This is a genomic window from Thioreductor micantisoli, assembly GCF_055392745.1.
Map to the genome: position 1 here is coordinate 1004138 of NZ_AP043760.1, position 22513 is coordinate 1026650.

Annotated in this window: 28 protein-coding genes, 1 tRNA gene and 1 pseudogene; 2 read left to right on the forward strand and 28 right to left on the reverse strand. The window is 29.5% G+C overall.

Annotated elements, in window-relative coordinates; genetic code table 11:
• Both ftsZ and ACZ5OA_RS05305 read left to right on the forward strand, forming a co-directional pair.
• Window positions 1–1143 (forward strand): cell division protein FtsZ, encoded by a 1143-nt coding sequence (gene ftsZ, locus ACZ5OA_RS05300; protein ID WP_464906839.1) that lies wholly within the window; start codon window positions 1–3, stop codon window positions 1141–1143.
• 42 nt (window positions 1144–1185) lie between these two features.
• Window positions 1186–1262 (forward strand) — tRNA-Arg (locus tag ACZ5OA_RS05305).
• A 226-nt stretch (window positions 1263–1488) separates the two neighbouring features.
• Here ACZ5OA_RS05305 and ACZ5OA_RS05310 read toward each other — a convergent pair.
• The 28 genes and pseudogenes from ACZ5OA_RS05310 to ACZ5OA_RS05445 all read right to left on the reverse strand — a co-directional run bounded on the left by ACZ5OA_RS05310 (window position 1489) and on the right by ACZ5OA_RS05445 (window position 22436).
• Window positions 1489–2412: a phage late control D family protein gene (locus ACZ5OA_RS05310; RefSeq protein ID WP_464906840.1), complete on the reverse strand. Its 924-nt coding sequence runs from the start codon at window positions 2410–2412 to the stop codon at window positions 1489–1491.
• Window positions 2403–2609, reverse strand: a complete 207-nt coding sequence (locus tag ACZ5OA_RS05315; protein ID WP_464906841.1) for a tail protein X — start codon at window positions 2607–2609, stop codon at window positions 2403–2405. The genes ACZ5OA_RS05310 and ACZ5OA_RS05315 overlap by 10 nt, the downstream gene beginning before the upstream one ends.
• Window positions 2602–2967: a phage tail protein gene (locus ACZ5OA_RS05320; protein ID WP_464906842.1), complete on the reverse strand. Its 366-nt coding sequence runs from the start codon at window positions 2965–2967 to the stop codon at window positions 2602–2604. Before ACZ5OA_RS05320 ends, ACZ5OA_RS05315 begins: the two co-directional genes overlap by 8 nt.
• A complete protein-coding gene (locus ACZ5OA_RS05325) occupies window positions 2957–5503 on the reverse strand; it encodes a phage tail tape measure protein (RefSeq protein ID WP_464906843.1) in 2547 nt (848 codons plus the stop codon). The genes ACZ5OA_RS05320 and ACZ5OA_RS05325 overlap by 11 nt, the downstream gene beginning before the upstream one ends.
• Window positions 5504–5822: 319 nt before the next feature.
• Entirely contained in the window at window positions 5823–6098 is a 276-nt protein-coding gene (locus ACZ5OA_RS05330) for a phage tail assembly protein (RefSeq protein ID WP_464906844.1), read from the reverse strand.
• Between the two features lie 11 nt (window positions 6099–6109).
• Window positions 6110–6616 carry a phage major tail tube protein gene (locus ACZ5OA_RS05335; RefSeq protein ID WP_464906845.1) on the reverse strand — a complete coding sequence of 169 codons (507 nt, stop codon included), beginning with the start codon at window positions 6614–6616 and terminating at the stop codon, window positions 6110–6112.
• A 10-nt stretch (window positions 6617–6626) separates the two neighbouring features.
• Entirely contained in the window at window positions 6627–7769 is a 1143-nt protein-coding gene (locus ACZ5OA_RS05340) for a phage tail sheath C-terminal domain-containing protein (RefSeq protein ID WP_464906846.1), read from the reverse strand.
• A 14-nt stretch (window positions 7770–7783) separates the two neighbouring features.
• Window positions 7784–8107 carry a DUF1353 domain-containing protein gene (locus tag ACZ5OA_RS05345; RefSeq protein ID WP_464906847.1) on the reverse strand — a complete coding sequence of 108 codons (324 nt, stop codon included), beginning with the start codon at window positions 8105–8107 and terminating at the stop codon, window positions 7784–7786.
• Window positions 8107–8772: a hypothetical protein gene (locus tag ACZ5OA_RS05350; RefSeq protein ID WP_464906848.1), complete on the reverse strand. Its 666-nt coding sequence runs from the start codon at window positions 8770–8772 to the stop codon at window positions 8107–8109. The genes ACZ5OA_RS05345 and ACZ5OA_RS05350 overlap by 1 nt, the downstream gene beginning before the upstream one ends.
• Window positions 8772–9731: a phage tail-collar fiber domain-containing protein gene (locus tag ACZ5OA_RS05355; RefSeq protein ID WP_464906849.1), complete on the reverse strand. Its 960-nt coding sequence runs from the start codon at window positions 9729–9731 to the stop codon at window positions 8772–8774. The genes ACZ5OA_RS05350 and ACZ5OA_RS05355 overlap by 1 nt, the downstream gene beginning before the upstream one ends.
• On the reverse strand, window positions 9724–10422 hold the full coding sequence (locus ACZ5OA_RS05360; RefSeq protein WP_464906850.1) for a phage tail protein: 699 nt from the start codon (window positions 10420–10422) through the stop codon (window positions 9724–9726). The genes ACZ5OA_RS05355 and ACZ5OA_RS05360 overlap by 8 nt, the downstream gene beginning before the upstream one ends.
• The gene (locus ACZ5OA_RS05365) at window positions 10412–11488 is read right to left on the reverse strand and encodes a hypothetical protein (RefSeq protein ID WP_464906851.1); all 1077 of its coding nucleotides are present in this window, start codon (window positions 11486–11488) and stop codon (window positions 10412–10414) included. The genes ACZ5OA_RS05360 and ACZ5OA_RS05365 overlap by 11 nt, the downstream gene beginning before the upstream one ends.
• On the reverse strand, window positions 11475–11771 hold the full coding sequence (locus ACZ5OA_RS05370; RefSeq protein ID WP_464906852.1) for a GPW/gp25 family protein: 297 nt from the start codon (window positions 11769–11771) through the stop codon (window positions 11475–11477). Before ACZ5OA_RS05370 ends, ACZ5OA_RS05365 begins: the two co-directional genes overlap by 14 nt.
• Entirely contained in the window at window positions 11771–12418 is a 648-nt protein-coding gene (locus ACZ5OA_RS05375) for a phage baseplate assembly protein V (protein ID WP_464906853.1), read from the reverse strand. The genes ACZ5OA_RS05370 and ACZ5OA_RS05375 overlap by 1 nt, the downstream gene beginning before the upstream one ends.
• The gene (locus ACZ5OA_RS05380; RefSeq protein ID WP_464906854.1) at window positions 12411–12812 is read right to left on the reverse strand and encodes a hypothetical protein; all 402 of its coding nucleotides are present in this window, start codon (window positions 12810–12812) and stop codon (window positions 12411–12413) included. The genes ACZ5OA_RS05375 and ACZ5OA_RS05380 overlap by 8 nt, the downstream gene beginning before the upstream one ends.
• Window positions 12809–13312 (reverse strand): hypothetical protein, encoded by a 504-nt coding sequence (locus ACZ5OA_RS05385; RefSeq protein WP_464906855.1) that lies wholly within the window; start codon window positions 13310–13312, stop codon window positions 12809–12811. The genes ACZ5OA_RS05380 and ACZ5OA_RS05385 overlap by 4 nt, the downstream gene beginning before the upstream one ends.
• Complete coding sequence (locus ACZ5OA_RS05390) at window positions 13309–13704, reverse strand: glycoside hydrolase family protein (RefSeq protein WP_464906856.1); 396 nt, start codon at window positions 13702–13704, stop codon at window positions 13309–13311. The genes ACZ5OA_RS05385 and ACZ5OA_RS05390 overlap by 4 nt, the downstream gene beginning before the upstream one ends.
• On the reverse strand, window positions 13705–14133 hold the full coding sequence (locus ACZ5OA_RS05395) for a hypothetical protein (RefSeq protein ID WP_464906857.1): 429 nt from the start codon (window positions 14131–14133) through the stop codon (window positions 13705–13707).
• A 45-nt stretch (window positions 14134–14178) separates the two neighbouring features.
• Complete coding sequence (locus ACZ5OA_RS05400; protein WP_464906858.1) at window positions 14179–14487, reverse strand: hypothetical protein; 309 nt, start codon at window positions 14485–14487, stop codon at window positions 14179–14181.
• On the reverse strand, window positions 14488–14763 hold the full coding sequence (locus ACZ5OA_RS05405; RefSeq protein ID WP_464906859.1) for a Rho termination factor N-terminal domain-containing protein: 276 nt from the start codon (window positions 14761–14763) through the stop codon (window positions 14488–14490).
• 9 nt (window positions 14764–14772) lie between these two features.
• Window positions 14773–15114 (reverse strand): DUF2190 family protein, encoded by a 342-nt coding sequence (locus ACZ5OA_RS05410; RefSeq protein WP_464906860.1) that lies wholly within the window; start codon window positions 15112–15114, stop codon window positions 14773–14775.
• Between the two features lie 2 nt (window positions 15115–15116).
• Window positions 15117–17006: a phage major capsid protein gene (locus ACZ5OA_RS05415; protein ID WP_464906861.1), complete on the reverse strand. Its 1890-nt coding sequence runs from the start codon at window positions 17004–17006 to the stop codon at window positions 15117–15119.
• A complete protein-coding gene (locus ACZ5OA_RS05420) occupies window positions 16990–18381 on the reverse strand; it encodes a phage portal protein (protein WP_464906862.1) in 1392 nt (463 codons plus the stop codon). The genes ACZ5OA_RS05415 and ACZ5OA_RS05420 overlap by 17 nt, the downstream gene beginning before the upstream one ends.
• Window positions 18365–18601, reverse strand: a complete 237-nt coding sequence (locus tag ACZ5OA_RS05425) for a hypothetical protein (protein WP_464906863.1) — start codon at window positions 18599–18601, stop codon at window positions 18365–18367. The genes ACZ5OA_RS05420 and ACZ5OA_RS05425 overlap by 17 nt, the downstream gene beginning before the upstream one ends.
• A 61-nt stretch (window positions 18602–18662) precedes the next feature.
• On the reverse strand, window positions 18663–18869 hold the full coding sequence (locus tag ACZ5OA_RS05430) for a hypothetical protein (RefSeq protein WP_464906864.1): 207 nt from the start codon (window positions 18867–18869) through the stop codon (window positions 18663–18665).
• Between the two features lie 11 nt (window positions 18870–18880).
• Window positions 18881–21655 (reverse strand): terminase gpA endonuclease subunit, encoded by a 2775-nt coding sequence (locus tag ACZ5OA_RS05435; RefSeq protein ID WP_464908327.1) that lies wholly within the window; start codon window positions 21653–21655, stop codon window positions 18881–18883.
• 51 nt (window positions 21656–21706) lie between these two features.
• Window positions 21707–21925, reverse strand: a pseudogene (locus ACZ5OA_RS05440) (phage terminase large subunit family protein); the annotation flags it as partial.
• The gene (locus ACZ5OA_RS05445) at window positions 21915–22436 is read right to left on the reverse strand and encodes a hypothetical protein (RefSeq protein WP_464906865.1); all 522 of its coding nucleotides are present in this window, start codon (window positions 22434–22436) and stop codon (window positions 21915–21917) included. The pseudogene ACZ5OA_RS05440 and the gene ACZ5OA_RS05445, both read right to left, overlap by 11 nt.
• Between the last annotated feature and the right edge of the window lie 77 nt (window positions 22437–22513).

Sequence of the window (22513 nt, forward strand, 5' to 3'; positions counted from 1 at the left end):
ATGGATAATGGTTACAAATTAATAGAAGAAAATGAATATTTGGAAAATGCTAAAATAAAAGTAGTTGGTGTTGGTGGTGGTGGTGGTAATATGCTTAATTATATGATAAATAAAGGCATAAAAGACATCGAAATGATATGTGCAAATACAGATGCACAAGCCCTGCAAGCTAATAAAGCTCCTATCAAAATCCAATTGGGAAAAGAAGTAACAAAAGGTCTAGGGGCTGGAATGAACCCTGAAATTGGTAAAGCTTCTGCTGAAGAAAGTTATGATGAAATTAAAAGAGTTCTAGAAGGTGCTGATTTAGTTTTCATTTCTGCTGGAATGGGTGGTGGAACCGGAACCGGAGCTGCACCTATTATTGCAAGAATTGCAAAAGAAGTTGGCGCTTTAACAATTGGAGTTGTTACAAAACCATTCAAAAGAGAAGGTGCTAAAAGATTAAAACTTGCTGAAAATGGTTTCAATACTTTAAAAGAAGAATGTGATTCAATAGTTACAATTTTAAACCAAAAACTTCTTTCTATAATAGATAGAAGAGCAAGTAGAAAAGATGCTTATAAAATGGTTGATAATGTATTATTCCAAGCTGTAAGTGGGATTACAAATATTATTATTGCTGAAGGTGATGTAAATACTGACTTTGCTGATTTACAAGCTGTAATGAGTCATAAAGGTATGGCACTTATGGGTATAGGTCACAAATCTGGTGAAAATTCTGCTTATGAAGCATTAACAGAAGCTATAGAATCACCTTTGCTTGATGATGTAGATATTATGAGTGCAAGAGGATTACTCATCAATACAACTACAAATGAAAATTATCCATTGGTTGATTTTGATGAAGCAATGAGCTCTGTTTTAGGTAATTTAATAGAAAATGAAGATGTAACTATTATCCAAGGGGAAGCTTACGATAATTCACTTGCAGATGATGAAATGGAAATTACAATTATAGCAACTGGATTTGATGATAATGAAAAAGCAGTAAACTTGACAAACAAACCTAGTACTGAAATTCCACAACATATAGATATAAATTCATTAGCAAAAAAAGTAGCTGGTGGAAATGATTTTGGATTGGAATTAAATGGCGAAGATATAGATATACCTACTTATATGAGACATAGTAAAGATTAATTTATTTAAATAATCTTCTTTTTTTTCTCTTTTTTAACTCCACTCCTCATGGCTCAGTTGGATAGAGCGTCACCCTGCGGAGGTGAAGGCCACAGGTTCAAATCCTGTTGGGGAGACCATTAAACTACCATAAACAAGGGATAAACCCCTAAAATAAGACAAAATAATCGCAGAGACTTTTGCATTTTATCACTTTAAACAGGACACTTTCAGGACATTTTCAGGCACACTTTTGACACAGTTAAGGCACATTTTTAACACAACTAATTAAATTTTAAAATAACTAAAGGTGTCGAATTCGACCCCTTTAAACCACTCGAAATCGAGGGGGTTGGAATTTAGAACTTAATTAGCAAACTCCACTCTACAAACATAACCACTTCCGTTTAGATTGTGGGTAACACTTTTAATAGAATAATCCCCATCATCTTCGGCAAAATCTTTAAGTTTTAATGTAGTTCCTGCAATTATATTCATCCCAGCAATAGCTAAACTTCCACTAACAATACCAGTATTTAGAAAACTCAAAACTCCATTTACTCTTTGTTTCGCTTCGTTTTTATCTTTAAAATAATCATTTAACACAAATTGTGGCTCTTCACTCCCAGATTCTACACTCTCTACTTTATTTGTCTTTGTATCGTGATAGAGTGCCTTAGCACTTTTATATAAAGTTTTATTTGCATATTTAATAGAATAACTACTTACATTTTTTCTATCTATTCCAAAGACAATATCATCATCCTTGTTTTTCTTAATAAAGATAAGTGCATTATTTTTAATATTAAAAGTTGCATTATACATTTTAGATAATCTATTAAGTAAATGTAGATCACCTTCATTTGTTTGAGATAAATGTTTAAAAAACACATTATCAAAATTACACTTATAACTTAGAGAGTTTCTACCTGCTATTTTTTTAACTAAATCAGGTAGAATAATGTTTTCATAACTTAAATTCCTTTTCTTTTTTATATTACCGTTAAAATTCACACTTGTAGCACTAACACTCAAAGAGTTTTGATTTTTAGAAGTAATTTGAACGGAAAATTTACCACAATAATAAAGTCCACTTTCTTTATATCCGAGCCATACTTTTATTTCATCTTTATAATTAGGGCGTTTATAAAGATTATCAAAATTTAAAGTTAAACTATCTGCTTTATCATCTGCTTCATCTTTAAAAGTTAAACTTACTAAATGCTTTTTTATATTATCAGTTACATTTTTTTCATTTACTTCTATTTTAAATTCTGGTGTTAATTCCATAAACTTACCTCTTTTATTATTTTTTCATCTGTACTTTTCGGTTCAGGTAAATAAACAATATCATCAATATCTAAAATTATCTTATTTATTAAATGTTTATTTAATTCTAATATTTTTTCAAAATCTTCAAGAGTTCCTAAGTTTTCATAAACAACTTGATCAAGTCTTTTATTTTCTGTTATTTTAATTTCAATCATAATAAGCCAGCAATTTAATTTTAAAATCATTTTTGACATAAGCTCCATTACTTAAAAACATACTTCTTGCTTCTGTTATAGATTCAATAACAACTTTTAAACTCTCTCCACTTCCAAGAGTTAATCTCACAGGCTTTTTTTTCTTAGCTATATCTTCAAGTTTTTTTAAAGATGAATTACTTTTTTTAATAAGTTTTCCCGAAATACTAAATTCTTCTTCATATCCTTTAATTGCTTGTAAAGTTGGGTTATTCCCTACTCTTTCTCTCTTAGCGTAATTAAATGTTATTGTTCTATTTAATTTCTCAAATTCTGTTTTATTTACTTCAAAAGTAAATCCACCTAAATCACATAGCATCGCTTAAGCTCCTTTGTTTATGATCGAAATTTATCTCTTCAATAACTTTTTTAATCTCTTCTTTTAGTTCTTCAGCGTTTGCTATTTTCCCATCTTTAGTTTCTACTTTTATACCACCAAAATTAAAATTATAGATAATATCTGGCTGAGCTGGTGGAATATTCTGTTTAGTTCCAACTGTTGCAGATTGTATATATTGAGCTTTTAAAGGAGACAATGCTTGTGCTGTAATAGGATTAGCAGTTGCTATAGTTGCCCCAACTGCTGTAGCTGCAATAATAGGTTTTACTTTATCTATTACAGGTTTTATATTTAGTTTTTTAGTTCCTTCCTTATCATCACTACCAAATCCAAAAAAACTTTTTATTTTACTACCAATAGAAGTTATCCATTTAAGTTTTGCACTAATCCATCCAATTAGTTTTTGCCAATATTTTTGTATTGTATTTATAGGAGATAAAAATATATTTGTTATAAAACTTGTCCCTTTTGCAAATCCACTTTTTAAATTATTCCAAAAATTAGAAAAGAAATTTGTGATAGTATCCCAGTTATTAGCAATTATTCCTATTGGAGTAAAAGAGAAAATCTTTTTTACAAAACTCCAAATAGCACTTACTCCATCTCTAAACCATTCAAATTTATGATACATATAAACAACACCAGCAACTAAAGCCATTATTGAGACTATAATTACCCCTATTGGATTAGCTTCTAATGCTAAATTAAATAATTTTACTGCAACAGCTGCTACTTTTGTAGCAAAAGTATATGCCTTAGTAGCATATTCTGCACCTTTTAAAATAGCAACTTTAAGACCTAATGCTCCACTCACAAAACTAAGCCCAGTTACAAAAGCACTTAATGCAATTCCAACAGTTCCTAAAACAACTGCTAATGCACCAAAAGCTGCTACTGCATAGAAAATATATTTTACAAAAGAGTTTGAATTTGCAACTTTATCAAACCATATTGTAAGTTTTCCTATTGCATCACTTGCGAAATTAACTGCTGGGGCTAAAAATTTCCCAAAAGTATCTGCAAGATTAGATATTCTTTGATGAAGAATTACAAATTCTTGTCCTTTATTCCTTGCTTTAGCCATATTTTTAACATTTTCTAAAGTTGCCTTACTTAAATCTTTTTGAGCTTTTGTTAAATCACCTGTTTTGTTATAAAGAGAAGTAATAATTTTAACCGCTTCTTCATTTCCAAAGGCCTGTTTTAATTTATTCATTTCATTTGCATCAAGTGTTTTCCCAAATTTTTCCTTAACTTTTTTTAATATATTTACCATTGGCAAAAGTTTTCCTGTGCTATCAGTAAAAACAAGTCCTAATTTTTTTTGTGCATTTACTGCATTACCCAAAAAGGCTCTATAAGCAGTTCCAGCTTCAGCTGCACTTGAGAAAGCACTTTTTGCATTACCTATAACTGCAAGTTCTTCAGAAAGACTTACTCCAAAACTTTTAGCAATTGATCCAATATTACTAATCCCTTGTTCTAAATCACTCCCATCTGTTCTAAACGCTTTAACTGCTGCACCAATATTTGCAGAAAATCTCTTACCAAAAGTAAGATCAGTTTCATTTGATTTTTTAAAAATACCATATCCAAGGGCAAAAAGTTTTGTCATCTCTTCTGTGCTACTTTTTGTAGCTTGTGCAGTTATAGCAGCAAATTTAGTATATTTCGCAACTCCTTCATCACTTAAAGAAGCAATACCACTTTTTATATCATAACTTGCTTTAATAAAATCAGGGGCTGTAATTCCAGCAAATTGATTACTCATCTCTTTTGCAGCTTTAGTAATCTTTTTAATACCATCTGGTTTAATTCCTAAACTTGCTATATCACCTTGGGCTTTTTCAACTTCTTGGTAACTAGTAACCATATCTTTTATAGGAGAAATAATCATTTTCCCCATTGCAGCAGAAGCAATAGAAACTTTTCCCATAGTAGTACCGAGTTTTCTAAGTCTATTATTTACCTCGTCAATTGCTTCTTCGGCTTGTTTAATTTGATTTTTTAGATTAAGTTTTTTTGAATTTAATTTATCTATTAGATTTGAAGTTCTATTTATTTCATTTTCAGTTTTACTAAATTCTTTTTTTGTTTTTTCAATCTCTTCATTGATTCCAATCTTTTTCTTATTAAGAGTTTCTATTTTTGTATCTACATTTTTTATTTCTTTTTCAAAAGTTTCAGCAGAAATTTTACCTTTTTTAAAGTCTCTTTCTAAAGTAAGCTTTTCTTTGTTAAGAGTTTTAATCTCGTTATCAACATCTTTTAAAGCATTTCTTGCTTTTTGTACTTTACCTTTAAGAGATTCAAATTTATCATTAAGTTTTAATTTAATTGAGCCAAGTGTTTCAAGTTTTTTATCAATATTATTTATATCTTTTGTTACTTTATCAAGTTTTACATTTTTAAATTTACCACTAAGAGCAGAAACATTCTCACTCATTTTAGAAAGAGGCTTACTAAACATATCTACTGCACTTATTGCCACTCCAAGTGTCATTAGTTTTTCCAAAATTTCTCCCTTTTATGTTATAATAATATAAAAAAGGTTTATAATGAATTTGATTTTTAAAACACTTTTTATATTCTTATATATTCTTTTTTCAATAGTTATGGCAGGAGTTGTAGGTATAGTTCTACATCTCCCTGATACTTTGCCTACTTATTTGTTTCTTTTAGGGATTTTTCTTCTGCTTCCAATATTTCCAAAGCTTTTAAAAAATAGACTTTAATTTTCTTAATTCTCATTTTTAAAATATCACTATAACTAAACTTTAATTTTGTCATTAAAATAACTATTATTTCTTCAAAAGGGAGCAAATTAACCCCCTCTACATTAAAAAATCACTAACCTCTTGCACGATAGCCATATAATTTTTACCTGGCATTTCTCTAAAATCCTCTGCAGTTAAAGGATGAGAAACAATAAGTTTTTCAGCAAGTTCTGTAATTACTTTTCCCATTTCTCTTTTGTTACCACCATTTGATGCAATTTCTCCGACAAAATCTTCCATATCTGCACCAAGAGGCTCTCTAAACTCAAGTTCTTTAACTTCTTTTCCATCTATTTCTACTGTTTTTGGTAAAACTACTTTAAATTTATCCATCACTTACCTTTTTACATTAAATTTTTTCTAAGTTCTTCTAAAATATCTACCCCATCTATTACAGCAACTAGGTTGTCAACATCTATCATAACACCTTGTTTACCATCTATTTCTAAAGTATATTGTCTAATGCTTACATGAATTGTTCTTTTAGCAGTTTCGCCACCTTTTAAAGAATTATCATTTACATTTATATCTCCAGCTATTGTTGCGACTACACCCTTTTTAACTCCACCTTGAACTATATGAGATTTACAAATAAAAACAACAGGTGTTCCTTTTTTCATATTTGCAGCCATTGCAGCATAAACAATAGGAGAATATTCATTTAAGTTTATTTCAGTTTCCATTTTTTCTAAAATTCCAGTTTGAATATCTCTTTCAATTCCCCCAACATTTACGCTTTCAAGTTTTTGTTTAATTTCAGGAAGTTTTACTTCTTCCACAACTCCTAAATGCCCAACTCCATCAATGAACACATTTACATCACTAATTTTTTCTGGTGTTCTTACAGCCATAATCTACTCCTTATATTGAATTTACCCATTCTACAAATGCAGAATTCCAGTCATCACTAAATACTAAGTCAAAGTCTAACTCTCTAATTGCTGGCATATTTGCAGTTTTAAGTACAAAAGTAAATTTACCAGCAGTTACATCACTTCTATTTGGATCTAAATAAACTTCATAACCAAGTGCAATTCCTGCACCTTTCAGTTTATTGAAAAAATCTATACAAGTCTGTTTTACATATTGAAGTTGGTCAGCGCTTCTATCTCTTGCCCATTTATTCGCTTTAATTATTGCATCAAGCCAACGATAAAAAGTTCTAACTCTTTCTAAACTTTGCCAAATAGGATCAATATCTCTTGTCTCAAACCCATAAGCACGCCAACCAATATCTTGAACAATTGAACCAACACCATTTTGTCTAAGTCTTCTTGCTTCACAATCAACACCATCAAAGTATTCGATAATTCTTTCACTACCACTAACACCTTTTACGATTCTATTTGAATGACTTCTTGCATAACCAAATTCATCAAATCCATTATCTCCACCAGCGTCCCAATAAGCGATATGTCCAGCTATTAAGGCACTTGTAGGATAAAGTTTTCCTTCTGCTTTACTCTTTCCATTATAAAGTAGCATATATCTACTTCCAAAGTTATTTACAAAAGAATTAGCACCTGCTTCATCAGGAGCATTTACATCCACTATCGCTGTTCCTTTAAATAAACTTGCAATAGAATCCATTTTAGCCGCTACATCTACATCATAAGAATATTCAGGACAAATAATTAAATCTGGTCTTGTCAAAATATTCTCATCTTGTGGAGCTGTTTTTAATACATCAAGTCCTGCTAAAACGCTATCTTTTGTAGTATCATTTCCGTCAGAATCTTGTGTATAAGCTACAAATTTAACGACTATTTTAGTATGCACACCTTGTAAGGCAATAGCATTTGCAGTTTTGTATGCTAAATCATCTTCTGTAGCACCTAAGCCTTTTAAATAATCTTTTATATCATCAGCATTGTTAAATACTTTAAACTCTCCATCACTATCTCCAAAAGGCACAACTATTCCAATTGGAGTACTACTGTCAACTATAACAGGTCTTGCTGCTTCTACGCTAATCCCCCCGTTAATTCCGAAATTCAAATCCATTTTTTCTCCTTATTTTAGATTCCATACCTTAATTTATGGTATGTTTTAATTGCTAACATCATCATTTTTGTTCTAAAACTTTTTTCTATTTCAAATAAAATTTTACTTCCTACTTCATCAGCCTCCTTATATTGTTCTTTATCACAAAGATAATCGTGAACCACAAAAAAGGGAGCGAATTTTGGTTGATACTTATCTACAAAAACCCTTAAAAATCTATTTTTTAAAGTCAAACCGTCTGTTACAAAACCCGCAGGAATTTTATATCCCGCTATTTCATAATCTTTATATAATTCAAAGTTTTTATCTGGACGAGGTTTTAAAATAGGATATTCCATTAAAGAGCCTCTATTTCAGTTTTTAAATTATTTAAATCATCAATACTTGTAACTGCTTCTATTTTATTTTTATATTCATCATATTTTTTTCTTAATTCAGTAGTCATTAGATTAAATTGAATATACATACTTTCTACATCTTGTGGAGTAAAATATTTATTGCCACTTTTAGTAGAAACTAATAGCCCAAATTTATACCAACTAACTTCATTATCTACTACTTCTACTTGAAAATCTGTTGATAAATCAGGCTTTGTATCAGAAGTTTTACCACCATTGAAAGTTATATAATAAATTCCATTATCTAAAATAATATCCATTGAATTATAAGTTGTAGAAGTAGCGTAATCTTTTGCTTTTTGCATTGCAGTTACTGCTAAATTATAATTAGCATTACCATTCCTTTGAGCTATATCATCTGTTTTGATAATATCATCGCCAAAAATAAACCCACTTGTTATTTTAAATTGAATTTTAGTTTTGAGTGAATTTAAAACTTGTTTTTTGGTCTTACTAAATTCTTCTTTACTTAATATATCTAAAAGTTCTTGTGGCTCTTGTCCTTTTTCATATTCAATAAACCCACTTGGTATTCTATAACCACTACCTTGTTTTAATTTATTATTTTCTATTTTATAAAAGTGTTTTAATTTATTTGTTAGCATTATGATTTACCCCCAAAGATTAGTATGTTTGCTATAGATATATCATCAAAATATGGAGAAGTATCTGCTGAACCATTCATATTTGATTGGATTTTAAATCCTGATTTGGTCTTCCCATCTGCTCCTCCCCCTCTAAGTCCTATTTCTCTTGTTCTGGGGTCATCACTATCTTCATAATCTTCACCATAAGCAACCACAATATAATTTGAATTATTCATATCTACTGAAAAACTAAGACTATACTTCCCAGTATCATCTCTAGTAACACTATCTATATTAAAACTATCTCTAATACTTCCATCTGAACCATCAAAATTAACCCAAGCAGTGCATTGATTTTTTATAGTAGAACCATCGCATTTTTTTATTGAATTGTTATCAAATTTAACAGGTTCACTTCCTCTAACTAAATCAGCATCTAAACCACTACCTGTTCCATCAACATTTTTAAGTTTATTTAAAATTAAACTATCATCAACATCTGCTAAATTTTTAACATCATCTTTCGTAGCAATTACAACTGTATCACTAATTACAGCTGTAACATCTTGTGCATTACTTACAACCGTATAAATATCAGTAACATTTTCTATTTTTACAACTCCATCAGACGGAATAAAATCAGGATTATCCGAATGTGTTACTGCATATAATATCTCTCCTAAATCTGGGTCATCTGCATATATTCCTATCTCTCTTGTAAAAAATCCATCAGTTAAACCTGTATTTGTTAAAACAAACCTTAAAACAGCAGTTCCATCACCTGTAACACTTAAATTATTGATAGGTAAATCAATCTTTTTAGAGACTAAGTCATCTAAATTTTCAGGATTAGTAGAACTATCCCAAACACCATCACCCAAAGCAACCTTTGTAAATTGCAATGTAGTTCCAGTTAAACTTTTCGATAAAAGATTTCGCCCTTTATCAGTTAACACTGTTCCATTAAAATCAGCCATTTTTAACTCCTATTGTGTTTTTGTAAATTATCCTGCTAACTCCTCCAAAAAAATTAGTAGAATTAGCAATATTTAAAGTAGGAATATTTACCCCAACTTTTATCTTATAAGTTTTTCTAAAACCATTTCCTAAATAATTAAAACTCTCTTTAATTAAAGGTTTTATTTTTAGATATACTTTATAGTTAAACCCTTCTTTATAAACATTAGCTCTGTAAATTGTGCTATTTATTTCTTTATCAATCCCTACGCTGTCTAATTTACTTCTTTCATTCTTAACAAAATTAAGTAAATTGACACCTTTAACCCAGTCTTCTTCTTTTTTAACTCCACTTACTTTAATTTTAAAATGATAAGGTTCTCCGTCATAATTAAACCATTCTTGAAGTTTAGCTTCGACACCTATAGCTTCAAAAACTTTTTTCACTGCCCCAACAGTTCCAAGTTTTGGATAATTGTGTTGTGCAAAAGTTACAAGTTTCCTTAAATCATTCTCAAAATCTCTAAATTTCCCAGCTTCATATTCATCAACCATTAAATTTAAGAATTTTTCATCAGTTTTTAGTGCATTATTAAAGTCTTTTACCTTTTGGATTTGTTCTTTAATATCACTTAATCTCTCACACCCTACTAAATCAAGTGCATTTATTTTTTCATCTATATTAGTTGGTAAAATTGTTTTACAACTCATTTGATACCTTATAAGAGATATTTACATTATTTAAAATTGCAATTGAATAATCATCTATTACAATATTTGCAGTAGGAGCAGTTAAATTTACATCTATTACATTTTCAATCATCAGTAAATTGATAATTCTTGCAATACTTACATCTTCTCCTATTTTAAACTTAATAGTGTTAAAATTATTAACTGCATTTGTATAAATACTACTTGCATCTACCCCACTTTTTATAGTGATTTCTCCTGTAATATCAAAACTTATTTCATTAGCCTTTTTTACTTGCACTAAATCAGTCAAAGGTCTTACTTCATCTGCATTTAAACTGTTTTCTATTCTTTCTTGCATAACATTATCAGCAACAGATGAATAATAAACAACATCCACAACTCCTGCAGATGGACTTAAAACTTTTACATCTTCAATTCTTTCATCACTTTTTAATGTAAAACTTTTATAAGTTAAACTACTTCCAGCAGTACTCTTATCTGCTAAACTTACTCTTATTCTCTCTTTAAGTTCTTCATCACTTTCAGGGTTACTTCCATTTATAAAATCATTTAATTGTTTTACTTTCACATAAGGAAGTGGAGAAACTTGAATTTCTATTTTAACTTTACTACTTATTGTTTCTTCTTGAAGTTCAATAACTCCATTTACACTTGTTTCCCCTGCTTTAATAGTTACATCATCTAAAAGTTTTGCAAAATGACTTCCTGTTTCATCTACTAATTCAAACTTTGCAGGAATTAAAACATCATAAGCCAAAATTGAAGTCAAACTAAAAGTCATATCAGCATAAGGTTTACTTCCAGGAAGTCTATAAATTCCGTATAAAGTTTCTGCTAAATTATCTAAATCATTATTTTGTGCAGTAGATAGAAAAAACCCTTTAGCTAAAATATTAAATAATGCTTTTAAATTTAATTCTCTATCACTAAATGCTCTTAATACAAGCATTACATTGTCGCCTTCTGCAGGTCTATAATCAGGTAAAATAGACTTAACAACACTAAGATTTTCATTTAAAATTTCATCATAACTTAATGTTTGAACTACATCAGGCAGGGTCAATTTCTATCCTTAATTTAAAATTTTTATCATTTAAAGCAATCACATCTACTTTTTTGCATTTAACTCTATCTATCCACTCGTCAATAGCTTCAAAAGTATATGAAATGGCTTTTAATCTTACTTCATCACTAAGAGTTCTATCTCTTAATTTGTATAGATCACTCCCATATTCAGGGTTCATAGGAATTGTTCCTTTTTTGGTAATCAAAACTCTTCTGATTTCTTCATCTATTCCTATGATATATCCATCAAAAGTTGCACTTCCTATTACTTCAATATCCATTATCTAGCCTCCGCAGTTGCACCATCAGTTGTGTCATGAGTATGATTAGTCAAATCACCTTTAACATCACTAATAACACCGCTAACTTCTAAATCACCATTCAATTTTGCTTTACCACTTCCACTGCTTCCACCAGCCATAGTTAAGTTTCCATTTAATAATAAATTCCCGTTTATCGTAACATCACCATTATTTATAGTTTTACTTGTAATTGTGCTGGTATCACAAGTGATATTTGTTGTAGTACAATTTACATTTGCATTATCACAAGTAACATTTATATCTTTTGGAGCATTGATATTTATATTTTTACCATCACTTTCAATTCTGACACCTTTTGCAAATTCGATAACTACATTTTCATCATTTGCACCATTTGGTTCTTTACAACCTTTATTGTAGATACTTGGAAGTATTAACCCACCATTTCCATTTCCAAAAGGAGCTAATACTGCCACTTGTTGTCCAACTCTTATAGGCATCCAAACTTTTACAAAATCATTAGCCCATAAAAACACAGGTAAAAAGTCTGTAACTCTTTCTAAAATATTAACTCTTGCTAGAGCTAAACCTTCAGCACTTTTTACCTCTGTAATAGTTCCAATTTGGACGATATTGTTTATCCTTCTTTTAAGTTCTTCAGTCATTGTTACCCTTAAATTGTCTTTTTAGAAACTTTAAAATCTCATATTGCCCACCTTTTATATCTTGTATATCCTTGTCAAAATTTTTAATAGTAATTTCAAACTCTTTTCTAGTTACAAATTTTTCTTCCACAGAAAGTAAATCAATATGATGAGCTGTAGTTTGTTCTAAAACAGTTATTTTTTGCTTATATGTATTAAGTTCTTGAACTTCTCTTTTTAATGCGTGCATATCTTGTTCAGTTAAAACAACTTTTTCACTTATCCCATCAAGTTTATTAAACATAGCTTTTTGTGCTTTCAAAAGTTCCCCGACTTGATACCTTATTAAAAACCAAGCTCCACCAAGAGAGGCTATAAAAGTTGAAATATATAAAACATCTTTATCTATATTCATTTTAAGCCTTTTACCATCGCTTCTGTTTTTTGTTTACTCCCTTCACTACTTCCAAAAAAATAAGAAAATATTTGAGTGGTTATACTACTTAAAACTCCTAAAATATAAAGAACAATATCCTTTTGAGTTCCTTCAAAAGTCCCTTTTGTAAATAAATAAAATAGAGTAAATGTTAAAATAACTGTTATCCCTGCTAAAATATCTGGAAATAATTTATTGAAAATTGGTGTTTTATCATTTGCATTCAAAGATACAAAAGTTTCTCTTGCATTTTGAGTATCTTGTAAATACATTTGTGTTTTTTGTAAAATTAATTCTTTATTTTTAATTTCAAAATCTTTTAACTTTTTAACATCATCAGGGCTTAGCTCTTTCTTAGTAGATAAATCTATCCCAGTTTTATCTTTTATAGCTTTGATAGCTTTATCTTTTCCAATACCAATAAAATTTCCTAATAAATTCATCCCTGCATTTGCTAACATTCCAACTAATGGTATCAACCTAATCTCCTTATAATTTCAGCTAATTCTTTAGCTCTGTTTGGTGTTTGTCTCGCCCATTTACTATCAAGCATCTCTTCACTTGCCATTCTGTAATCACTCTCTTTTAATGCACTCCACATATTTTTAAACTTCAAAACTCCACCAACTCCAAGTTGATAGCTCATATTTGCTATTACAACTTTTGCATTTTGTGGAAGTTTTTCATAAAAAGGCTCTAATTCAATAAGTTTTTTTATTTTATTATTTAATCTATGTTTTAAAAGTAACTCCGCTTCTTCTTCATTTAAAGGCAATTTAGTTCCATAACCAATAGTAGGAATACCTAAACTATCTTTATAAGACATTCCATTAAAACCTTCATGCTTTTTTATTAGATCTACTAAATTCATTTATATCTCCCATTTTGAAGTCCAATAAGTAACTTCTATTTCTATTTTCCCAAGACCAACTAAATATTCTTCGTAACTAAGTTCAATATCATTACTTTTAAAACTTACATAATCTCCGATAAGTGTTTGTTCTTCTAAATCTTTAATAACATTTAAAATATCTTGTAGTTTTTCTCTTAAATATAAAGTCGTTGCTTCTTCATTTCCTACTAAAAGGTCAATTTCAATTTTTAAAGAGTGCTTACTACTTCCACTAACTTCTTCACTTTCTACATTATCCGATGTATCTCTTACAACTACAACAGGATAAGATGCTATTTCTTGTGGATTTATTACCCATTCAAAAAACTTTTTTACAAATCCACCATTATCAATATCAAGTGTTTTAAGTCCATTTTTTAGATTATTTATTATTTCTTGTCTTTTCATAATCGTAGTATAGGAAAATAAATTTTTTTAAGGTAGTTGACTAGATTAAAATCTTGTAGAACTTTCTTTTGAAAGGAATAGTTTAGTAGTAAGTTCATCTTTAAAAGATTTTTTTGTTATATACCAAGTGGTATTTCTAAAAATCAAACTATCACCAGTTTTTATATCTTTTATATCTTCTTTTTTAGCAATAATTGCAGGAGAATATCCTAAATAACCATCATCAAGTAGATATTCACTTTTTTCATAGAAAATAACGGGAAAGGTTGCCCCATTATATTCAGCATTTTCGGCAAATTCATCAAGATTAAAAATTATTTCTAAATCTTCTTTAAAAAAATCTTTTAAACTCAATTATTTAGCCTTAATTAATTCAATAATTTCAGCTTTTTTCATTTTAGACTCTAACTCAATACCTTTTTGTTTTGCAATTTCTTCAAGCTCTTTAACTGTAAGTTTTTCTAAATCTAAAGTATTTTTCTCTTGACCTTCAAATTCTACTTTATTACTTCTTAGCGCTTGTCCTGCTAAAATCATTCTATTACCTAAATCATTACCAACTTCAATAATAGAACCTTTATCATATTTTTTGCCTTTATAAACCACAGCTCTTTTAATTTTTACAAACATTTTTTATCCTTATTTATTTAGAATGATTCTAATATTACTTGCACTATCTTTTGTTGTAACTGCATGTCCAGCAGGATTATACGCTCCAGAATTTGAATCAAGAGCCAAAATTCTATCATCTGGATTCCAGTATAATTTATCCCCAACTTTAATATCATCATCACTTTTTGCAGGAGCTTCCACAATTTTATCATTTAAATAAACAGTAATTGTATCTCCTGCTAATCCACTAGTACCTGCAACAGCAATCATTTCAGCACCAAAATCAATAATATCCCCTACTTCTACATTTTCAGATAGAGTAAAAGGTACTCTATCATCTTCCATTATAATATATGCTTCTTTACTCATTTTTATTCTCCTTTATTTTTGTAAAGACCTCTAAAGTCTTCTGCATTTACACCAAAATCGAACACCATTTCATATTCTATCCCATTTATATTGCTTTTATTTACTTCTTCTACGATAGGTCTTCTGTTTGTTCCTTGTAGATACCCTACTTTAATCGTTTTTCTTGCTGCTGCTAAATACCAAGCTTTTGCATCTTCAATTTCCATATCGCTAATTAAATTAAATGCACCTTTAAATGGATTAGCAACTCCAGCATTTCCTGCTTCAACTTTTGCAGTAGAATGTAAAAGTTCAAGAGCAGCTACTTCAATTTCTGGTGGAACTAATAGGAATTTTGGCAATATTCTTAATTGTTTTCCGTCAAAATCTTTTTGTCTCATCATTCTTGTTCTTGCTGCTGCTAAACTATCTGTAGCAAGTGCAGAACCGCTATCATCATAATTATTATGAGATGCATCAAAAATAGCTTTCCCGTCATTCATTGTATAATTAGCAAATTCGCCTCTTCCTTGTAATAAATCATAAACTAATCTATTTTGAAAAACTGCTACTTGTTCTACCATATCTTGTAAATCATCAGTGAACATACCTAAATCATCGTTTATAAGCATTTGTCTGCTAAATGCAAATCTTGCACCATAAGAATGAATTTGCCAAGTATTCCCAGCTTCACCTTTTTCGATATATTCAGTTTTTCCTAACTCTTGCACTTTTTTAAAGTTTGCTCCAAAACTTCCTTTTCTAACTTCTTGTCTCGGTTTAAAATCTTTAAAATCAACTGCTTGTGTCCAATCTCTAAAAGTTACAGGAGCACTTTGAAAACTATTTTGAATAACTTTATTTTGAACATTAGATAAAATTAAAGGAAAATCACTCGTTGTCATTGCTCTCACTAATTCGTGTTCGCTTGCTTCAAGTCCTAAACCTGCAACTTTTCTAACCATATTTTGAACAGACATACCTCTAAACATATCAGCGTCTTTGTGTTTCTCTTTTAGATTAAATCCACTTCTTAGTAATAGCCCATCTGCCATTGCTCTAACTTTTTCATTTCCGTTTTCATCACCATTTTTACCAGGATAAACTTTTGGTTGTTCTGCACTTCTTTCATCAAGTAAATTTCTCATAAAATCTTCTTTTGTTTTTGTTTTATCATCCAAAAATCTTTTAACTGTTTCTTTATCTGTTCCATAAGAAATAGCAATATCTTGAATATCACCTCTTCTTTGAAGTTCATTCATTTCAGTTTCTCTTGTTTCAACATTTTTTTCTTGAGTTCTTAATTTCTCTAACTCTTTTTCTTGTTCTGCACTTCTCTCTTTAAGAGCTGCTAACTCTTTTAATCTTTTTTGCATTTCTTCTTTAGTCAACAAATCATTCTCCTTAGTTTTACTTCTTCCTACTGTTGCACCTTTATCAAATCCAACACCAACTGCACTAACTTCGACCAATTCAAATTGAGTTACCCTAATTAAAGGGGGCTCATTTGTTTTTTCAATAGTTTCAATTCCTCTAACTTTATATCCAACAGATACATCAGATAAAATTCCTTCTCTGTATTTGTTAAATACTTCTACTGCATCAGCAGTGCTACCAAAAATAACATCTGCTTTTAGCTCACCGTTATCCACACGAACATTTTCAATTTTCCCAATAGCACTATCAACACTTCTATTGTGGTCCTTGAAAAATGTTTTTAAATTGCTAAAATCAGCACCATCTACATCAAGTTCTTCAACATATTGCACTTCACCACAACAATATCTCTCACCCTTATTATCTTTTGAAATAAGAATAAAAGGTACTTTTCTTTGCTTTTCATCAATCAGTTTTATTTGGGGAGATGCTCTTCTTTGTATCTCACTTCCAACAATTTTATTTTTTAGGTTCATTTAATGCTCCTTCTCCTAAATATTTTTTAATCATTTCATTTTCCTTTTTTTGTTGAATTAAAACCTCTTCAAAATCTTTACCTCTACTTGCAACCACCTCACTTTTTGTAGTAAGTCCAAGAGCCAACTCCATTTGAATAGATTTCATATCTTTTAATGGATCAACCCATTCTCGAGAAGGTGTTACCCATTTCGCTTTTAAAAATTTAGACTTATTTTTGAAGTACTCCACAGAATTAATAGTTTTAACTCTTCCAGCCATTATCATTGCATCAAGCCAACTCTCAAAAATAGGATTAAGTACATAATCGATTAAATGTTGTTGTTCGTAGTCAAATCTTTTATTATCCTGGATAAGACTTGCTCTTGCAGATGAATAATTTACCTTGCTATAATCTCTAAATGCTAATTCATAGCTTATATTCCTTGCAACTGCAATCATTCTAACAACCGTAGAAACAAATCCTGCATAGGTATTATCCATACTTCCATTGTGGTCAATTTTACTTATTTTTTGCCCTTTTTTAAGATAATGTACCATTACACCATTTATTACTTGTAAATCTTCAAGTTCATCATCCTGTGTAAGACCATTTTGAAATCCAGGGGCTTCATCTTGTTCTACAACATATGCAATATTCGCCCTTGCTCTTGCAGCTTGAATTGTAGAAGATTGGAAAGCAGAAAAGTTTTTAATATCTAAAATTGATTGTTTATATTCGCTAATTCCTCTATATTGGGTAGCTCTTTCTAATCTTACATAATTAATTACATCTCTTGCAGGTAGTTTAATCTCTTCATAAACAGTTTGATAATCTCTATTATTTATAATATTGTAAAAAATAGGTTTTCCATTATCATCAATTTCTATTCCGTCAATAATATTATCAAGTGTTGCATATTTTTGAATTCTATCCGCTTCTATAAGTTGAATTTTAAGAGGAAAATTTTTATCTTTTGTAAGTTTTTTATAAATTAAGATTTCTCCATCAACCATTCTTTGTTCTAAAATAAGTCTTTGTAAATCTCCAAAGTTAATTCGACCAGTAACATCACAGTTGCTAGATTTTTCCCATTCTCTCCATAATCTTTCTATTTCATCATCAAATTTAGAAATTCCAGTTTTACTTTGAAATTTAATACCTCTTCCTACAACATTATTGACAATAGTTTTATCAATATTCGCCATAATAGGATTATTTTCGTGCAACCATCTCGCTCTTGCTCTTAATCTATCTCTATCAGGAGTAGCGGTTACTTCAAAGGCAGAGTCTGCATTCCAAAAATCTTTATTTGCTTTGGTTATTCTTCCACCCTCGTAAAATTTTCGTTTTTTAAAGCCAAAAACATTTTTAAATTTAGCAAAAAGAGACACGGATATTTCTCCTTATAGGTTTTGTGTTACTTCCTAAAACATAATTTCTTCCATAAGATTCTATTTTATGGATTAATTCTTCTTCTCTTTTATAAAGAAATTGAATACTTTGATAAGTTATTTTTCTACCCTCAATCTCATAAGAACTAACTGCTCCGCTCTCTAATTTAGCAATAGCAGTTTGTAATCTATCAAGCTTATTTCCAAGAGTTTCAGCCAAAACATAACCTTTTTTTATCAAATTATAAATAAATAAAATTTTTTAAGGTAGTTGACTAGATTTAATATTTCTTAAAAAAGCCATTTTGGAGTATTTCTTTTTTATATTTTCCAAATGTTTCACTCTCTTTTAATAATTCTTCAACTATTTTTGTATAAGAAACACCTTTATCTTCTGCAATTTTCCTTAAAATATCAAAACTTAATTCTGTAATAGTTGGATGAATTGTAGTTTTTTTATAAAAAGTATCTTTTTTTGTTCTACTCATTTTATTGCTCCTTAAAAGTCATCTAAATAATTTTCACTTGTTGTGTTTTGAGTTCTAGACCTTTGAGAATTTATTTTCTTTCTAATTTGTGTTTGTGTTTTTCTCAAAAATCTAATTCCCAAAAGTTCACCTAAAAAAGTATTATAAACACCGCAATCCCATAAGTGATTATCGGCTCTACTATTTACTTTTTCCCACTTGTAAATTTCTCGCCCTCTTTTATTTACTTCAACTATTTTATGCTCACTTGTATATTGTTTTGCAAAAGTTTTATTTATATTTTTATGGATTGTAACAGTGTTATCATCTCTTATTTCCCCCTCTTTTTCTTTAAGTTTTAAACTTCTTGTAATTGAGTTATAAAGCATATCTTTAAAATAATCAGTATTAAGAACATAGACTTTAAGCCCAGTAGCAATACTTACCCCATCTCTTTTTCTCATTGCTTCACTTGTAATCCAAGGATTAGTCATTGTATCTTTACCTTTTACAGGTATGCAAATATCACTATTCATTGCACAAAATTCATAAACTTCTGCTGTATTAAATCCACTATCTATTCCACAAACTTTTACAAAATATTTATTTCCATTTTTATCTACATAATAAGTTCTGAAAATATCCTCAATATCACTCCAATTTTCAACTCTTCCAACTCTTAGTACATGTTTTTTATTTCCATACTGTAATGCTCTAACTTCATACCAAAAATGGTCTTTTTGTACATCCACCGCCATAACTAAAAAAACTGTATCATCAGGAACTAATCCCTCATTTAAGTTTATTTGTAATTCATATATCTTTTCAAAATCTTGCTCTTTTTGAGATTTTTCAAATACTTTTGCATTCCTTGTATTCTCCCAAACTTTCATATATTCATCATTTCCATATTTATCTTGTTGTCTTAATGCACTTAAATATTCTTTAAATATTGCATTCCAACTAAGCCAACCAACTGGAGAATAAAAACTCGGTAATCTATAACCTTTTTTAGTAGATTTTGGATTATGAGCTATCCATTTACCTTGTTTAAGCATTTCTGTTTTATTCCACTCTTCAATTAATTCTCCACATTTAGAACATTTATATTTAACATTTCCTTTAAGTTCATAAGTTTCATCATCATATTCATAGATAAAATTCTCTTTTTCAAAAATAATAAACTCCCCACATTTAGGACAAGGCACATAAAAATGCCTTTTATCACTTTCATTAAATTCTTTTTCTATATTACTTGCTCCTTTAACTGTCGGAGTAGAATTTATATAAATTTTTCTATTAGCAAAAGCATCAGTTCTTTTTTTTAAAAGTTCAACAGGGTTACCTTCTCCACCAACATCAAGTGGCCATCTATCCACATCATCACCCACAACTATTCTTCTACTTACACTTGCAAAAGTTGATTTAGTTTGCGCCCAACCAATCTTCCAGTTTCCACCTGGAAAAACAAGTTCAGTCGTGGTGGACCCACTGCTACTTCCTGCAGCTCTTTTTATTTTTTCTGATAATCTCATAACCTCAATTGACGGCCATATTTTAGTTTTTGAGTGAGTTCTAGCTATATCTTCTGTATGTAGGACCTGCAACATTGGACACGGATGTAAATCAGCATAATAAAATAAAACATTATTTCCTAATTCTGTATTGTGAGTAGGAACCATAAATTTTCCAGCAAGGAAAAGATGATTTTCTGAATTAACTCCAATACATCTTACAGGAACAGAATTAATTTTTTTAATATCAACAACTCTTCTTCGATAAGTTTCTGTAATTCTTACATTTCCTCCATTTTTTGACTTTAAATTATTGCTTTTTCTTTGCAAAAGTGAAACAATTCCATCTTCTTTATAAGCCAAAAATCTAACTACATAAATAATATTTGTTGAAACTTTTATTAAATGGTTTCCCAAATAACTGTCTTTATGTTTTTTTGTCACTTTTTTAGATTTATAACCTAAACTTGCCGCAAGTTCAAAAACATAATCAGCAATTTTTTCATCAATATTGTAAAACTCCACATAACCATTTTTATTTATATGACCATCACTATCAATTAATCCTGCTAATAAATATCTTCTTTGTATTTCAGAAGCTCTTAAATAAAAATCAGGTAATCTTTTATAAGGAGCAATTTTATATTCTTTCATCAATTTATAATATGATTTTTCTACAATTACATCATCTATTTTTGTTCCGTATTGATAATAAGCACTCCTTTGATTATGACATTTTCTACATCTTCCATTTATTGTTCTAACTTCTGAAAGTTTATGTCCTCTTTTGCAATATCCCTCTTTTTTATAAGGTTTAAAAATAATCTCTGTTGCATTTCCTTTTGAATGTTTATCAGTTACTTCACAGTAAACTCCAAATTCTTTTAAAATTTTTGCAACTTCATCAGCATCTTTATTCTCTATAGTTATTCTATTAGAATATCTATTACCATCTCCAAGCCATAGCCCAATTAAATAAGGATGAACAGGCAATATTTTTTCTTCTAATTTTAAAGGTTTTGTAACGGGAATTGCATATCTATTTCTCTTACCTTGTTTAAAATCTTTTATCATTTCCCCAGTAGTAGTAACTTGTTCTTCATATCTTTTAAATGTTTTTCCTACATACCTATGAACAAACCATCTATGAAACAAATCTGCAATTATTTTATTACCATCACTAAAAGTAATCTCATAACAATCTCTATTGTAAAAAATAGGAGTTACATAATTTACATCACATACATTTCCATTTTCATCAAAAACTTTATCACCAACTTTTATATCTCCCATTGTAGTCCAACCATCTATGGTAGGGATAGGAGTATCTAAACTTAATGGGGCTCCAATTTGTGTCCCTTTGATAAAAACTACTTCTTTAGTAGGACTTTGAGGAGACAACTCATCCATAATTTCTTTTAAATATGGTGTTCTATTAGTTCTCCAAATACCAGGTTCTGCACTTCCCTCACTTGGTAGCACACGATATTCATCCGCCCATTCACTGATAGTCAATATTTCATCAGGTTTTATTCCATTCAAAAATCCTTTTTCAAACGGCACTTTCAATATCCTTAGTAATATCCTCTAAAATTTTATTAACTTCATCTTCTAAACGACTTCTTATTGTATGTACATCATTCAAATTTGCAAGTTCATCAGATAATCTTATAGGAATTGTTTTTAAATTATCTTTTAATTTTTTCCCTATTTCAAAACCTTTTCGTTCGACTTCATCTCTATCAATCAAAAGTCCTTTTTCTTTTTGGAGCTTAAATTCTTTTAGTTCAGCACTTGCTAATTTATCTCTTAAGTCTGGTGGTAACTCTGTTCTATCAATTTCGTCAAGAATTTCAGTAGATACATCTATTTTCCCGTGTTCTATAAGCCATTTAATTGCCTTACTTATTGGAAATGTTCGCCTTTTACCTTGCATATCATAAGGTAATCCGTCATTTATCCAATTACTTATAGTCATTTTTGAGACTTGCAAAATAGGTAAATCTTTTAAAATACCTACAGAAACTAAAATATCATTGTCATCAGTTAAATCAAGTGTAATTTTTCCAGCCATTTTTTACCTTTTAAATTTATTCCTCTTTCATTATAAGCGGATTTTGCATTGTGTAATTGTGTAAACCTTAAAAAAAT

Bases quoted from the DNA above. Each gene is read 5' to 3' on its own strand.
- ftsZ (WP_464906839.1), top strand. From the start codon at position 1: ATGGATAATGGTTACAAATTAATAGAAGAAAATGAATATTTGGAAAAT.
- ACZ5OA_RS05310 (WP_464906840.1), bottom strand. From the start codon at position 2,412: ATGGAATTAACACCAGAATTTAAAATAGAAGTAAATGAAAAAAATGTA.
- ACZ5OA_RS05315 (WP_464906841.1), bottom strand. From the start codon at position 2,609: ATGATTGAAATTAAAATAACAGAAAATAAAAGACTTGATCAAGTTGTT.
- ACZ5OA_RS05320 (WP_464906842.1), bottom strand. From the start codon at position 2,967: ATGCTATGTGATTTAGGTGGATTTACTTTTGAAGTAAATAAAACAGAA.
- ACZ5OA_RS05330 (WP_464906844.1), bottom strand. From the start codon at position 6,098: ATGGATAAATTTAAAGTAGTTTTACCAAAAACAGTAGAAATAGATGGA.
- ACZ5OA_RS05335 (WP_464906845.1), bottom strand. From the start codon at position 6,616: ATGGCTGTAAGAACACCAGAAAAAATTAGTGATGTAAATGTGTTCATT.
- ACZ5OA_RS05340 (WP_464906846.1), bottom strand. From the start codon at position 7,769: ATGGATTTGAATTTCGGAATTAACGGGGGGATTAGCGTAGAAGCAGCA.
- ACZ5OA_RS05345 (WP_464906847.1), bottom strand. From the start codon at position 8,107: ATGGAATATCCTATTTTAAAACCTCGTCCAGATAAAAACTTTGAATTA.
- ACZ5OA_RS05350 (WP_464906848.1), bottom strand. From the start codon at position 8,772: ATGCTAACAAATAAATTAAAACACTTTTATAAAATAGAAAATAATAAA.
- ACZ5OA_RS05355 (WP_464906849.1), bottom strand. From the start codon at position 9,731: ATGGCTGATTTTAATGGAACAGTGTTAACTGATAAAGGGCGAAATCTT.
- ACZ5OA_RS05360 (WP_464906850.1), bottom strand. From the start codon at position 10,422: ATGAGTTGTAAAACAATTTTACCAACTAATATAGATGAAAAAATAAAT.
- ACZ5OA_RS05370 (WP_464906852.1), bottom strand. From the start codon at position 11,771: ATGGATATTGAAGTAATAGGAAGTGCAACTTTTGATGGATATATCATA.
- ACZ5OA_RS05375 (WP_464906853.1), bottom strand. From the start codon at position 12,418: ATGACTGAAGAACTTAAAAGAAGGATAAACAATATCGTCCAAATTGGA.
- ACZ5OA_RS05380 (WP_464906854.1), bottom strand. From the start codon at position 12,812: ATGAATATAGATAAAGATGTTTTATATATTTCAACTTTTATAGCCTCT.
- ACZ5OA_RS05390 (WP_464906856.1), bottom strand. From the start codon at position 13,704: ATGAATTTAGTAGATCTAATAAAAAAGCATGAAGGTTTTAATGGAATG.
- ACZ5OA_RS05395 (WP_464906857.1), bottom strand. From the start codon at position 14,133: ATGAAAAGACAAGAAATAATAAATAATCTAAAAAATGGACTTAAAACA.
- ACZ5OA_RS05405 (WP_464906859.1), bottom strand. From the start codon at position 14,763: ATGTTTGTAAAAATTAAAAGAGCTGTGGTTTATAAAGGCAAAAAATAT.
- ACZ5OA_RS05410 (WP_464906860.1), bottom strand. From the start codon at position 15,114: ATGAGTAAAGAAGCATATATTATAATGGAAGATGATAGAGTACCTTTT.
- ACZ5OA_RS05415 (WP_464906861.1), bottom strand. From the start codon at position 17,006: ATGAACCTAAAAAATAAAATTGTTGGAAGTGAGATACAAAGAAGAGCA.
- ACZ5OA_RS05430 (WP_464906864.1), bottom strand. From the start codon at position 18,869: ATGAGTAGAACAAAAAAAGATACTTTTTATAAAAAAACTACAATTCAT.
- ACZ5OA_RS05435 (WP_464908327.1), bottom strand. From the start codon at position 21,655: ATGGGAGATATAAAAGTTGGTGATAAAGTTTTTGATGAAAATGGAAAT.
- ACZ5OA_RS05445 (WP_464906865.1), bottom strand. From the start codon at position 22,436: ATGGCTGGAAAAATTACACTTGATTTAACTGATGACAATGATATTTTA.